11 protein-coding genes are annotated in these 14099 nt (G+C 29.6%); 9 read left to right on the top strand and 2 right to left on the bottom strand.

Going from position 1 to position 14099, the window contains the following annotated elements:
• The first annotated feature begins 13 nt into the window (after positions 1-13).
• From AC2GW8_RS10485 to AC2GW8_RS10445, 9 genes are all read left to right on the top strand, one after another.
• Positions 14-1102, top strand: coding sequence for a hypothetical protein (locus AC2GW8_RS10485; protein ID WP_440879822.1), 1089 nt, complete (start codon positions 14-16; stop codon positions 1100-1102).
• Entirely contained in the window at positions 1092-2096 is a 1005-nt protein-coding gene (locus tag AC2GW8_RS10480; protein ID WP_440879821.1) for a vWA domain-containing protein, read from the top strand. The genes AC2GW8_RS10485 and AC2GW8_RS10480 overlap by 11 nt, the downstream gene beginning before the upstream one ends.
• Positions 2097-2109: 13 nt before the next feature.
• The gene (locus AC2GW8_RS10475) at positions 2110-3153 is read left to right on the top strand and encodes a vWA domain-containing protein (protein ID WP_440879820.1); all 1044 of its coding nucleotides are present in this window, start codon (positions 2110-2112) and stop codon (positions 3151-3153) included.
• Positions 3154-3157: 4 nt separating this feature from the next.
• Positions 3158-4033, top strand: coding sequence for a TPR repeat aerotolerance protein BatC (batC, locus tag AC2GW8_RS10470; RefSeq protein WP_440879819.1), 876 nt, complete (start codon positions 3158-3160; stop codon positions 4031-4033).
• Between the two features lie 92 nt (positions 4034-4125).
• Positions 4126-5895 (top strand): aerotolerance protein BatD, encoded by a 1770-nt coding sequence (batD, locus tag AC2GW8_RS10465; RefSeq protein ID WP_440879818.1) that lies wholly within the window; start codon positions 4126-4128, stop codon positions 5893-5895.
• On the top strand, positions 5895-6653 hold the full coding sequence (locus AC2GW8_RS10460; protein WP_440879817.1) for an SH3 domain-containing protein: 759 nt from the start codon (positions 5895-5897) through the stop codon (positions 6651-6653). Before batD ends, AC2GW8_RS10460 begins: the two co-directional genes overlap by 1 nt.
• A 52-nt stretch (positions 6654-6705) precedes the next feature.
• Positions 6706-6987, top strand: coding sequence for a hypothetical protein (locus AC2GW8_RS10455; RefSeq protein ID WP_440879816.1), 282 nt, complete (start codon positions 6706-6708; stop codon positions 6985-6987).
• Between the two features lie 152 nt (positions 6988-7139).
• Positions 7140-8720 carry a SulP family inorganic anion transporter gene (locus AC2GW8_RS10450; protein ID WP_440879815.1) on the top strand — a complete coding sequence of 527 codons (1581 nt, stop codon included), beginning with the start codon at positions 7140-7142 and terminating at the stop codon, positions 8718-8720.
• A 419-nt stretch (positions 8721-9139) separates the two neighbouring features.
• Entirely contained in the window at positions 9140-9769 is a 630-nt protein-coding gene (locus AC2GW8_RS10445) for a carbonic anhydrase family protein (protein WP_440879814.1), read from the top strand.
• 674 nt (positions 9770-10443) lie between these two features.
• Here the strand turns inward: AC2GW8_RS10445 and AC2GW8_RS10440 are convergent.
• Both AC2GW8_RS10440 and AC2GW8_RS10435 read right to left on the bottom strand, forming a co-directional pair.
• Positions 10444-12693, bottom strand: coding sequence for an inorganic phosphate transporter (locus AC2GW8_RS10440; protein ID WP_440879813.1), 2250 nt, complete (start codon positions 12691-12693; stop codon positions 10444-10446).
• A 436-nt stretch (positions 12694-13129) separates the two neighbouring features.
• Complete coding sequence (locus AC2GW8_RS10435; RefSeq protein WP_440879812.1) at positions 13130-14044, bottom strand: metallophosphoesterase; 915 nt, start codon at positions 14042-14044, stop codon at positions 13130-13132.
• Between the last annotated feature and the right edge of the window lie 55 nt (positions 14045-14099).

The raw sequence follows: 14099 nt of genomic DNA, 5'->3' as shown, positions 1-14099 counted from the left end.
TGATGACTAAATTATGAAACAACACCTTTTACATATTTTATTCTTGAGCATTGTTACCATTGGTTTTTCCCAGAATCCAACGGTAAAAGTAGAAATTGACACAACAAATATTAGGATTGGTGAGCAATTTGAATATAAAATTACAATTGATGAAACAGAAAATGTAATTATTCCGAAATTAGAAAACCTCAAGAATATAGAAGTTGTTGATTCGTTAAAATTAGACACTCTTAACCGATCGTTAGTTCAAAGATATATATTAACTGGGTTTGATAGTGGTGCCTTTTATATACCAAAACAGCAAATATTTATAAAAAACCAAGCATACTTTACAGATAGCTTATTGATAAAAGTTGCTTCCGTAGCTATTGATACCACTAAAGTAAAAAAATTTCCTATTAAAGGGATCAAAGGAGAACCTTATCAAATTGATGATTTCAAAGAGTATATAATATGGATATTAGCTTTACTAATAATTGTTATAATAACTTTATATTTTGCACTTAATAAAACTGAAGAGAGTACATCTGAAACTTTCATTCCAAAATTAGCTCCTTTTCAGGAAGCCATGCAAAACTTAAAACTTTTAGATGATAAGCTTTTATGGCAGAACAATAAAACAAAGAATTACTATAGTGAATTGACTGAAATCATACGAAATTATATTGAACGAGAATTAAATATTCCCGCTCTTGAACAAACCACGAAAGAGCTTATATTTACACTCAACAATTTGAATAAGGTTAATACAATTACTACAGATAAAGATACAATTGAGAAATTGGAAAGATTACTTATTCAATCAGATTTTGTCAAATTTGCTAAATCAAAACCTTTAGCTAACGATATAGAGTTTGACAGGAAAAACGCAGAAATAATCATAAAAAATGTCAAACCAGCTGTTATAAGTGAAAATTCTGAAACTAGCTATTCTTCACCTGTTACTATTGTTGAAAAACCCAAAATAAAAAAACACAGCTTGGTTATTAAAATATTAATAGTTATTTCGTTAGTTTTAATAATAGCTTTGATTAGCTATAGTGCTTCCCAAGCTAAATCAATGTACGAATCAAAAAATCAACAGTTAGAAAATGCTAAATAATTTTGAATTCCACAACCCAGAATTTCTTTGGCTACTTGTGTTCATACCTGTATTAGCTATCTGGTTTATTTTTACAGATAAAAAAAATAGTGCACAGTTAACAATTGGAAATACAAGTGCTTTTCTATTAAAAAGATCTATTTCTTCTCGATTAAAACCGCTACTGTATATTTTAAGGTTACTTGCGTTAACATCCTTAATCATCGGGCTATCACGTCCGAGGAATGTATCTATAAGTAAAAAAACAAAGTCTAATAGAGGTATTGATATTGTTATGGCTATTGATGTATCTGCTAGTATGCTCGCTAAAGACCTAAAACCCAACAGACTTGAGGCTTTAAAAAGAGTAGCCATAAAGTTTGTTTCTAGACGTCCAAATGATAGAATCGGTATTGTGGTATATGCTGGCGAGAGCTTTACTCAGACTCCTATTACTAGTGACAAATCTATTGTAAAAAGAACTATTTCTGAGATTAAGTTTGGTCAAATGGAAGGAGGAACCGCTATTGGAATGGGGCTTGGTTCAGCCGTAAATCGTTTAAAAGAAAGCAAAGCTAAAAGTAAAGTAATTATTCTTCTGACTGATGGTGTAAATAATGCAGGATTTGTAGATCCTAAAACGGCTACTGAACTGGCTAAAGGTAATAACATAAAAGTGTATACAATAGGTATTGGCACAAATGGCATGGCTCCTTTTCCATGGGCAAAAGATCCAAGAACAGGAAAAATCTCTTTTAGAAACCAACAAGTAGAAATTGATGAAAAATTATTACAGCATATTTCTTCAGAAACTGATGGTAAGTATTTTAGGGCGACAGACAATAATAAGCTTAGTGCAATTTATGATGAAATAGACAAACTTGAGAAAACAAAAATTGAAGAATTTAAGTATTATAACTACACTGAACAATATAGACTATTTGTTTTTATTGCAGGATTCTTCTTAATTTTAGAATTTATTTTTAAAAACACCATTTTCAAAAGCTTCATATAACAACAATAAATATATGTACAAGATAGAAGAACCGATATATTTTTACTTATTTATTATCATTCCAGTAATAATTGGTATGCATTTATTAGTTTTCTTTTGGAAGAAAAGAGCTCAAAAAAAGTTTACATCTCCAGAATTATTGAAAAAATTAGCGCCAAACTCTTCTCGTTTCAAACCTCTTCTGAAACTTGCACTACTCTTACTAAGTTTTACGTTTTTAATAATAGCTTTAATTAACCCGAAAATGGGAACTAAATTAAAAACTGTAAAAAGAGAAGGTGTTGATGTAGTATTTGCACTAGATGTTTCAAAAAGTATGCTAGCTGAAGATATTGCTCCAAATAGGCTTGAAAAATCGAAACAAATTATTTCAAAGATAATTGACCGACTTGGTAGTGATAGAGTTGGAATAATAATTTATGCAGGTAGTGCATACCCTTTACTTCCAATAACAACAGATCATGCTGCTGGAAATATGTTTTTACAAAACGCTAATACCGATATGGTCTCTAGTCAAGGTACAGCCATAAATGAAGCTTTAAACTTAGCCAAAACTTACTACAATAACGATGAGCAAACTAATAGATTTTTAATTATAATATCTGATGGAGAAGATCACCAAGAAGAAACCAAGCAAATTACACAAAATATTTCTAATGAAGGAACAAAGATTTTTACTATCGGTGTTGGAACCCAAAAAGGAGGACCAATTCCAATAAAAATAAACGGATCTTTAATTGGCTATAAGAAAAACCGTGAAGGAGCAACGGTTATCACCAAAAAAGAATCCAAAATATTAAAAGACATCGCCGATATTGGCAAAGGAAATTATATTGAAGGTAATAAAACAGAAGCAGCTGTTAAAATTATTACTGATGTTATTGCTAATGCACAAAAAAGCGAGTTCGAAACAAAACAATTCTCTGATTATCAAGATCAGTTTCAATGGCCTTTGACATTCGCTTTATTCTTTTTAATGCTTGATATTTTGCTGTTTGAAAGAAAAACAAAGTGGTTAAAGAAAATTGACTTATTTAATGAAGAATCAAAAAATTAAACAAGTGAACATATTGAAAAGTTTAGTTATAATATTATTGTTATTTCAATCAATTGAGATTAACGCACAAATAGATACCCTTAAACAAAAAAAGGAGGCAAGATCCTTACTTCGTTTAGGAAATGAACTTTACAATAAGCAAAAATTCGATGAAGCTTCAATTTCCTACAGAAAAGCGCTGGAAAAGGACGGTAACTATGAAAAAGCTACCTATAATTATGGAAATTCTTTATATCAAAATAAAAGTTATAAAGAAGCTGTTTCTCAGTATGAATTAACTACAAAAGGTAGTAATAATAAAATTACTAAAGCAGAAGCTTTTCATAATATTGGAAATGCTATGATGGAGCAAAAACAATATGAAAAAGCTGTTGAATCCTACAAAAATTCTTTAAGAAATAACCCTAATGACGATGAAACACGCTATAATTTAGCAGTAGCCCAAAAAGAATTAAAAAAACAACAGCAACAGCAAAAAAACAATAACAATCAGGATAAAGATCAAAAGGATCAAAACAAAGATCAAAAGGATCAGAACAAAGACCAAAAGGATCAAAACAAAGATCAAAAGGATCAAAACAAAGACCAAAAGGATCAAAACAAAGACCAAAAGGATCAGAACAAAGACCAAAAGGATCAAAACAAAGATCAAAAGGATCAAAACAAAGACCAAAAGGATCAAAACAAAGATCAAAAAAATCAGAATAAGAAGAAAGACAAAGACAATAAAAAAGAATCTAAATCTCAAATAGGTAAGATGACTCCAGAGCAAATGAAACAGCTTTTGGAAAGCTTAAATAATGAAGAGAAAAAGACACAAAAGAAAATGAATATTAAAAAATCAAAAGGGCAAAAAGTCAAACAAGAAAAAGACTGGTAATATTTAACAAAAAGCTAAGACAAGGACTTTTTAAATTAATGTCCGTTTTTAGATATTTGGGTGTTTAGACATCAGTTTATAATGAATTAAAAATGAGCAGACATATAATATTGCATATTTTATTATTCTTTTTAGCTATATCTTCATTGCATGCACAAAAAGGAGAATTAGTAGCGAAAGTAAGTAAGAGTAAACTCGGGATTAATCAGCGACTAAAAGTTGAGTATTCAATAAATACACAAGGTGCTGATAATTTTACACCTCCTGTTTATACTAATTTTAAAATTATTGGAGGGCCAAGTCAATCCATAAGTCAATCATGGATTAACGGTAAAATGACATTTTCTAAATCGTACACCTATATCTTACAACCCAAAAAAAAGGGTGAGTTTAATTTACCCTCTGCTTCTATTGAAATAAATGGGGAAAAGATTAAATCAAACACCCTTAAAATAATAGTATTAGATGCAGTTAAACTTCCAAAAGACCCCAATGATCCAAATTATGTTGCTTCGCAAAACATTCATCTTGTAGCTGAAATTTCAAAATCTAAACCTTATTTAGGTGAAGGTATTTACCTGGAATACAGACTTTATTTTAGTGAAAATGTAGGTATTTACGATAATGCTATTACTGAATCTCCTCAGTATAATGGATTTTGGACACAAGAAATAAAGAAAAATGGAACGCAAGTTAAATCAGGCACTTATAATGGAGAAAAATATAGATATGCAGTTTTACATAAAGCACTATTGATCCCAACAAAAGCTGGAAAATTAACAATAGATCCAATGAAAATGGACATTGTAGTGGCTGTACCAACAGGAAGAGTTGACTTTTTCGGTAATCCAATGACAAGACAAATAAAAAAAGAATTTTCTTCTATAAAAAAAACTATCAATGTTAAAGAGTTACCACAGCAAAATAGACCTGAAAATTTTAATGGAGCCGTAGGGGAATTTTCACTAGATGTATCCTTAAGCAAACAAATACTGAAGGCCAACGAATCATCTCAAATATTTATAAATATCAAAGGAAAAGGCAATCTAAAATTATTTGAATTACCTAAATTAGACACTCCTAAAGAATTAGAAGTTTATCAACCAGAAAGAAAAGAAAAAATAATTATTACATCTTCAGGTTTACAAGGTAAAATATCAGACAATTATACACTTGTTCCTGAATATAAAGGGAAATATAAAATTCCTTCAGTTAGTTTTTCTTATTTCAACCCTAAAAAAGAAGTTTATCAAACAATTAACTCTGAAGATATGTATGTAGAAGTGCTAGGAGGTAAAGAACTTATTTCTTCTTCTCAAGAAATTAACAGTACTACCAAACAAAATATTCAGGTTACAGGTAACGATTTCAGATATATTCAAACAAAATCTAACTTTGAAAGCACAAATAAATTAGACTTCTTTAAATCTTCTTTGTTTTATTTTTTACTATTCCTTCCAATAATATCTATTCCAACAGTTATCATTCTCGATAAGAAAAAGGAGAGAAAAAATCGAGATACGGATGGAAATAAAAGAAGATTAGCAGATAAGTTAGCGAAGAAATATCTTTCAGAAGCTCAAAAACAACTTGGACAGAAAGAAGCATTTTACGAATCACTTGAACGCGCATTACACAATTATTTAAAAGCAAAACTAAAAGTAGAAACGCAAGATATTAGTAAAGATAAAATTACAGAGCTACTTAAAAAACGTGAAATAGAAAATAATACCATAAAGGATTTTATCACGGTTCTTAATGACTGTGACTTCGCAAGATATACACCACTTGACGATACTCATATGAATCAAGAATTCGATAAAGCTAAACAAGTGATAACCCAATTAGATAAACAGTTATAATGAGAAATATAGCATTATTTATAGTACTTTTGTCAAGTGTTATGTCCGCACAGACATCTACTGATTTATTCGAAAAAGCGAATAACTTATACCGTCAAGATAAATATGAAGATGCTCTCGCTTTATACGAAAAGATTGAGATAAAAAATGACGTTTCATCTGAGTTGTATTTTAATATTGCAAACTGCTACTATAAGCTCAATAAAGTAGCTCCATCTATTTATAACTATGAGATGGCGTTATTAATTGATCCGTCAAACAAAGATGCTAAAAACAACCTTACTATTGCTCATAAATTAACCTTAGATAGGATAGAGCCGCTTCCCCAAAATGTGTTTGAAAAATTTAGGAGTAATTTTCTAAATAGTCTTCACTATAACACATGGGCATTTGTTGTTATAATTTTCTCATTTATAACGAGTTTATTTTTTATTTTGTTCTATTTATCACATGATTCGTTCAGAAAGAGAATTTTCTTCAGCATTAGTATGTTAAACTTTCTACTTCTTATCTGTTCAATTGTTATAACTTTCCAACAATTCAATGAATTTCATAATGTAAAACATGCCATTATCTATAGTAACGAAATAAGTGTAAAAAATGCTCCAAATTTAAGCTCTGATGATGTTTTTTTGCTTCACGAAGGAACTAAGGTATCATTAATAGATTCGGTAGATGAATGGAATAGAATAAGATTAATTGATGGCAAAACGGGGTGGATTCAAAAACAAAATATTAAAATTATAGATAAATTTTAAATTTTGTTGGCATCAAAATTAAACTTAATGTTGTATATTGTGTTGTTTAAAAATGATCAAATATATACTAACATACCTTCTTTTATTCTTGGTAACTGCAACAGTAGTCGTACCTAGGTATACAAATATATTTGAAGAAGTCTGTGAAATTTCAGGAATGGAAGCGGAAAAAGACTGTGACGAAACAAACAAAGAATTAGAAATAAAATACTTGCACTTTACATCTGAAACAAACAATTTTTGTGGTGTTATAAATCGAACTAAACTTACACATCATAAAAGTTTCTATAGAACTATTTATCAAAAACAAGAGAATCCTCCACCAGAGGACTAAACTTCTCTGTACTGCTAATCTAGTAGTTTAAGACTCTTTTAATTATCCCCGAATTAGTGCGTTATAAGAAGGATTACTGAATAATAGTGTCCTAGAAACTATAATCAATTAATTTCAAATCATTAGTTAAATACTAATAAAAAACTCGTTTTATGTTTAAAACAATTAAAAATGATTTACCCGCTAGTATAGTGGTGTTTTTCGTTGCACTTCCCCTTTGCTTGGGAATAGCTCTAGCCAGTGGAGCTCCGTTATTTTCTGGCTTGATTGCCGGTATTGTCGGTGGTATTGTAGTAGGTGCCCTGAGTGGGTCCAAGATTGGTGTAAGTGGGCCTGCTGCAGGACTTGCTGCCATAGTGTTAACTGCCATTGGTGAATTGGGTGGCTTTAATAACTTTTTACTTGCTGTTGTCCTTGGAGGAATAATACAACTGATGTTCGGAATTTTAAAAGCGGGTATCATAGGGTATTATTTTCCATCATCTGTAATTAAAGGAATGTTAACCGGAATAGGTGTAATTATTATACTGAAACAAATTCCTCATTTTTTTGGGTATGATGCAGATCCTGAAGGTGATTTTGCATTCATGCAAGTAGATGGTGAGAATACTTTTTCGGGAATTTTTAATACTATTAATAATATTGGAACTGGGTCTACTGTTATTGGATTTATAGGCCTAGGAATATTACTATTATGGGAAAAAATTCTTGTAAAAAAAGCTAAAATATTTCAATTAATACAAGGACCTGTTGTTGCGGTTATTATTGGTATAATTTTTTATACAATAACTAAAACTAACGACGTATTAGGCATTAGCTCAAAACACTTAGTGAGTGTTCCTGTGCCTGAAGATATCACATCTTTCTTTGGCCAATTTCAATTTCCTAATTTCTCACTTATTTCTGATTCTAGTATATGGGTTACCGCTTTTACCATTGCACTTGTCGCAAGCTTAGAAACCCTATTATGTGTGGAAGCAACAGATAAGATTGATCCTAATAAAAATATAACCCCCACTAATAGAGAACTGTTAGCACAAGGTACAGGAAATATAATTTCTGGACTAATTGGCGGACTACCTGTTACTCAAGTGATTGTTAGAAGTTCAGCCAATATTCAATCTGGAGGAAAGAGTAAAGCTTCTACTGTAATTCATGGTTTTTTATTATTAATATCCATAATATTAATTCCAAATTTATTAAACAAAATACCTCTATCAGTTTTAGCCGCTGTACTTTTTATCGTTGGTTTTAAACTGGCTAAACCAACACTATTTAAGAAAATGTACGCATTAGGTTGGAAACAATTTCTACCTTTTATTGTTACGGTTTTAGGGATTGTTTTTATTGACTTACTAAAAGGAATCGGGCTAGGTTTAGCTATTGGAATTATTGTAATTTTAATCAAAAGCTATCAAAATTCACATTTTTTACATATTGAAGATGTAAGTAATGGCGTTCATAAAATTAAAATGACACTAGCAGAGGAAGTTACTTTTTTTAATAAAGGTGCTATTCTGAAGGAGTTAAATAACTTACCCCGAAATACATATTTAGAATTAGATGTAAGAAAAACAAGATATTTAGATAATGATATTATTGAAATTCTTGAAGATTTTCTTTTTAAAGCTAGAGAAAAAAGCATAAATATTAAAGTATTCTCAGAAAGAGGAACCATCGAAAACCCAAAAAGTTTCGTAGATTTTTTTAAATTGCGGCCGTTAATTAAATAGTAACTTTTATAACATAATAATTTTTAAGACACGCTAAAGAATATGAAGCTTTCGATTAGATTAAAATTTAATGATTTTTACCATTAAAAATAAAACAATCTATTTATTTGATAAAAAGCAACATACAGACACATTTTCAAAAAAAATCTAAATTATTAAACTCTGGTAAAAATAGCTATCTAAAATTAACGTTGTAGTAAGTCCTATATTATTAAAAGTGATAGGTAGTGATCTTAATCTTTAAGTAATCCTTAACGAAGTTTTACTTTTTATAAATAAAAAGCGATTAATTAAAAATCCACGAATTAATAGATGCATCTATTTAGCTATTTAAAATCAATAAATATAATAATGGAAAATTGCACATTTCATTATTATAAAAATATAAGCCAATTTTAACGAATTAAATATTAAATTAAATGAAAGCCCATACAAAAGAAACTCAAACCGCAATGACACCCCAAAAATCTCTTATAACCTTAAAAGAAGGTAATTTAAGATTTCAAAAAAGTCTAAAAGCGGATAGAAATTTACTTGAACAAGTTAATGACACAAAAAAAGGTCAGTTCCCTTTTGCAACCATATTAAGCTGTATTGATTCTAGAGTATCATCTGAACTTATTTTTGACCAAGGGATTGGCGATATTTTTAGCGTAAGAATCGCTGGTAATTTTGTTAATGAAGATATTCTAGGAAGTATGGAATTTGCATGTAAATTAGCTGGAACCAAATTGATTGTTGTTTTAGGACACACAAGTTGCGGAGCAGTTAAAGGAGCTTGTGATGACGCTAAACTAGGAAATTTAACAGGTATGCTTAAAAAAATAAAACCGGCCGTAGAGGCTGTAACTGAACCAAAGGAAGCATCGGTTAGGAATTCTTCCAATGAGAACTTTGTAAATGAAGTTGCCAAAAAGAACGTAGAGTTAACTATTGATAATATCATAAAACAAAGTGAGGTTTTAGCTGACATGCATAATAATAAAGAGATTCAAATTATTGGTGGAATGTATAATATCCAAGACGGATCCGTAACATTTTATGAATAACAACAAAATCATCACTAAAAACATAGAAGGACTTATGTAAAATAAGTCCTTCTATGTTTTTAGGATAAAATTATTGGGTAATTACAAATATTTCAGTCTATTTTTAAATTCATTACATATTCTTAATCAATTGTTTTTATTAAAAGGTCAATAAAATATCTGCATAAAAACGCACCTACTTACTTTCTTTATGATTTCTATTGTGAAAATCTGTGTTTGAACAACTTCTTTAAAATACTCTTTTAAATAGGAATACTGATAAACACCGAATAAACTTTTTCTAATACTAAATCTAAAAAAATATTCGTTATTCTTCGCGTAATTATTAAGTAATACCGTTTATCCTTTATTCGGTAATAAGAACAACCTTATTTTTCAATAATTTTTGAACAGTGTCACCCCTGAGATATCTTAAGAGATAATATATAACTACAACATCTTAAATAACCGAAATCAATGGAACAGCTTCAATTTCCTAATTTAAAAGGATTTTACTTTAGAGACTAGAATTTAGAATTAGAAATATATGTTTTCATTCTTAAAATCTTACTTAAAAACAAGCTTATAGCTTTCAATTAAAAGCTTTTAAAAATCAAACTTACTTCTACCAACATAAATAGATTTTATTTTATTTAAGACAACTTAAATTATAACTCAAGGAAAAAAAGTATTTTTTATAGATTTTTAGAACTCACATAAAAATCTTGATAAGTTTCCAAAAGACTTACAAGTCCAGAAACTAAATCTTGCGTTTCTAGTAAAATACTGAAATATAACGTAGTATTTTTAGGACTGGTTTCATTGGTTCTAATTCTATCAACTTGCTTTTCTATCGAATGAGATACCTCAGTAAGTAACTCTTTCTTTTCATCAATAATAATAGTGAGCTCATCAAAATTACGCTCAGAAAATACATTTTTCACATTAGTAAGTATGGACGAGAGCGTAACTTCTATTTGTTTTAGATCTTTTAATTGACCTTTTTTAAGATTTTTATGGTTATTATTTACATGTTTATAAGTCGCTCTTGATATGTAACTTATTGATTGCGCTACATCTTGTAAATAACCTAAAATCAATACATAAAACCTACTTGCCTGAACAGAACTATCATCGAGTGATTTAATAAAGTAAAAAACACCATCTTTCAAACTATCTATTTCATCATTTAATTTTGTAACATGTTTATCAGTTTTACGCAGCTTAACCAAATCATGATTTGCTAAATCATTGACAACGTTTGAAAAAAGTTTATTTATTCTTTCTGCAACCCCAGCGATATTGTCAGAACTCTCTTCAATAACACCATTAATAGAAATTAATTCTGCTCTTTCAACATAGATTTGTTTTTTTTCTTCTTTTGTTCTTCTAGAATACATGATACTGGTTCGAGTTACCAAACCAATAATTAATAAAAGAAGCACTGGTACCATAGCGATATGCCAACTTATCAAATAAGCCACAATTCCCGCTGCTATAAAAGCTATTATTGCTGTTAAAAACCATCCTCCTATAACATTAAAAACACCAGCAACTCTGTAAACAGCACTTTCTCTACCCCAAGCTCTGTCTGCTAATGATGTTCCCATTGCTACCATAAATGTTACATAGGTAGTTGATAAAGGTAGCTTCATAGAAGTTGCTATAGATATTAAAATACTAGCCATTATTAGATTTACAGCTGCCCTTACCAGGTCGAAAGCCGGCAATTCATAAACTTTGTCTTTAGGAAGTTTAATAATTGGTTTTTCAAACTTTGAATTAATAAAAACTTGGGTCTTTAACGGTATAACCAAATTAATACCTTTATTAAAAAACATTGCTAACCTTACTACAACTCTTGATAAATTGTTAGGTTGGAATTTTTCTTGTCCTTCTCCTTGACGTGATAAATTTATTCCTGTTTCGATTACTGCTCTTGCCTTTTTTGAAGTCCACAATGTAATGACCATCACTCCTCCCGCAAATAATAATAACCAAACATTTGATGGAACTTTTTCAGCTAGAATACCCATTGTAAATTGATTCGCAGCAACACCAGAAACTTTCCAAGCCTCATAAGAATTCAATGCAGCGATAGGTACACCTATAAAATTAACCAAATCATTCCCAGCAAAAGCCATTGCCAAAGAAAAGGTTCCAATTGCGATAATAAGGACTAATATATTTATTTTAAAAAACTTAACAAGAATGTGAGATACCGAAGACCAAGCTATAAAACTTCCCAAAACAATACCTACAGAATATCCCTCTACCAATCCCTTTATACTGCCATAAAAAGGAGTTCCCTTTAGCCCTTTGATAATTATAAAATAGGTAATAGCGGTAATCGCAAAACCACCAAATAATGAATTGATATAATCAGGTCTTTTCTCAAAATCAAAAGAATAAATAAGCCTAGAAAAATATTGAACAATTGCTCCTACTGTAAAAGCTACAATAACAGAAATAATAATACCTGAAATGATTTCTAAAGCTTTTTCGTCATTTATATAATTCCAAATATCAGTAATCGTCTTAGTATCACTTGCCGAAATTTTTATCAGCGCTATTGCCACAGCAGCTCCCAATAATTCAAAAACAATAGAAACGGTTGTAGAGGTTGGCATACCAAATGAGTTGAAGATATCAAGTAGTAAAATATCTGTTATCATTACCGCCATAAAAATATACATTATCTCCTCAAACACGAACATATGAGGATTGAATATACCTTTTCGGGCAACCTCCATCATACCACTTGAAGTAACTGCACCAACAAATACACCAATACTGGCAATGATCATAATTGTTTTTATTGGTATCGCTTTAGAACCAATTGCTGAATTCAGAAAATTAACGGCATCATTACTTACTCCAACGACCAAATCAGCCAAGGCTAGAACAGCTAAAGCAACTAGCATTAAAATATATGGATCTCCCATTGTTTAGTTTATAGTTTAGCAATGCAAAATTACTAACACGTAAAATCACATATGTTATTTTTATGTTATCATTTTAAATAATTTCATATTAAATTAAATCTTGTTTTTTTTAAAAAAAACAACAATATTCCTTCTAAAAAAAATTTTTTCATCTATTAAACTTCCTTTATAAAATGACACTTACGTTAAGTAACAATAATTAAAAGACTATATTTATTGATTAATGCATAAAAATTACTATAATTATTGAATTATAATCAACTATAATGAAGTAGTTTGTTTTAAAATTAAAGCATTTGAACAAAACACATTTACTGAAAGTCGCAAAACAACAATTATTATAGAAAATTGCTTTAGAAAGATTAAGCTAATAAAATTCTCTCTAAAATTGCATTTTACACCTCTTCTAATGTTAAGTAAATGTTAAGTAATCGTTTTAGATGTATTTTGATAAACTGCTTGGTCCCTCTAATACATCCTTTTTGACTTTTATAACTCCTTTATCATTAACCACCGAATGCCATTTTACTAAAGTTATTTTATTATTTTCAATTTCCAGACCAGTAATACATTTAGGATGAACACAACTTCCATCATTAAAATGAGGAAGTTCTTTATCGGTAGGAAATCTTGGCCTATGTGTATGCCCTGTTATAACCATTTGATTATCATTATTTTTAATCCATTTTTCAAGTAAATATTCCACCCTTATTAAATTTCTGTAATTTTGAGCAGGGCTTGTTGGATCTTTCACCCCCATTACCTGTAAAGGTTTCCAAAGTATTCTAACCAAAAACCTACTCAATTTCCAAAAATTATAATTAAACCAATCTGCTTGATGGCCATGAAGTAAAAAAATACTGCTCCCTCCTTTTTGTATAAGCCGTATTGCTTCAGAAAATTCAACTCCTATCATTAACTTCTTTTCTTTCTGTTCTTTTGAATCAAAATAGAAATGTAAGTTTTCAGCTATTTTTTCTGGTTTTCTGTAGTCCATGTCATGATTACCCCAAATAAAGTGTAACATTCCCTTATCATAAAACTTTTTCAAAATAAGGTAAACATCTTTATTTGCTTCAAAAATTGCGGGAAATTTATTTTCCCAAAGCTCATCTCCATCTCCAAGCTCTATATAAGTAAAATCTTTTTTCAAATATTGCAATAATGCATAACAATAAACATCTCTATTCCGTGAAAAATCATCAGCAAAGCTATTATCACCTCTATGACAATCAGAAAAAATTATATACTTTGAATCCTCTGATAAGTCTAAAGTTTTTGCATTAATAAAAGCTCTTGTAATTCTATCTCCAGACGACATCATAAAGTTTTTAATTATGTTACAATTCATTTAAACACTCTCAAATAATTAACTAATCTTATTTTTTTAACATTTAATTTAGATA

It is taken from the genome of Tenacibaculum profundi (genome assembly GCF_057162725.1).
Note: the sequence above shows the minus strand (reverse complement) of the source record. Positions and strands in the feature narration are given on the sequence as shown.

Excerpts from the sequence above, each read along its gene's own strand:
- AC2GW8_RS10485 (WP_440879822.1), top strand. The coding sequence starts at position 14 with ATGAAACAACACCTTTTACATATTTTATTCTTGAGCATTGTTACCATT.
- AC2GW8_RS10480 (WP_440879821.1), top strand. The coding sequence starts at position 1,092 with ATGCTAAATAATTTTGAATTCCACAACCCAGAATTTCTTTGGCTACTT.
- AC2GW8_RS10475 (WP_440879820.1), top strand. The coding sequence starts at position 2,110 with ATGTACAAGATAGAAGAACCGATATATTTTTACTTATTTATTATCATT.
- batD (WP_440879818.1), top strand. The coding sequence starts at position 4,126 with ATGAGCAGACATATAATATTGCATATTTTATTATTCTTTTTAGCTATA.
- AC2GW8_RS10460 (WP_440879817.1), top strand. The coding sequence starts at position 5,895 with ATGAGAAATATAGCATTATTTATAGTACTTTTGTCAAGTGTTATGTCC.
- AC2GW8_RS10455 (WP_440879816.1), top strand. The coding sequence starts at position 6,706 with ATGATCAAATATATACTAACATACCTTCTTTTATTCTTGGTAACTGCA.
- AC2GW8_RS10450 (WP_440879815.1), top strand. The coding sequence starts at position 7,140 with ATGTTTAAAACAATTAAAAATGATTTACCCGCTAGTATAGTGGTGTTT.
- AC2GW8_RS10445 (WP_440879814.1), top strand. The coding sequence starts at position 9,140 with ATGAAAGCCCATACAAAAGAAACTCAAACCGCAATGACACCCCAAAAA.
- AC2GW8_RS10440 (WP_440879813.1), bottom strand. The coding sequence starts at position 12,693 with ATGGGAGATCCATATATTTTAATGCTAGTTGCTTTAGCTGTTCTAGCC.
- AC2GW8_RS10435 (WP_440879812.1), bottom strand. The coding sequence starts at position 14,044 with ATGAATTGTAACATAATTAAAAACTTTATGATGTCGTCTGGAGATAGA.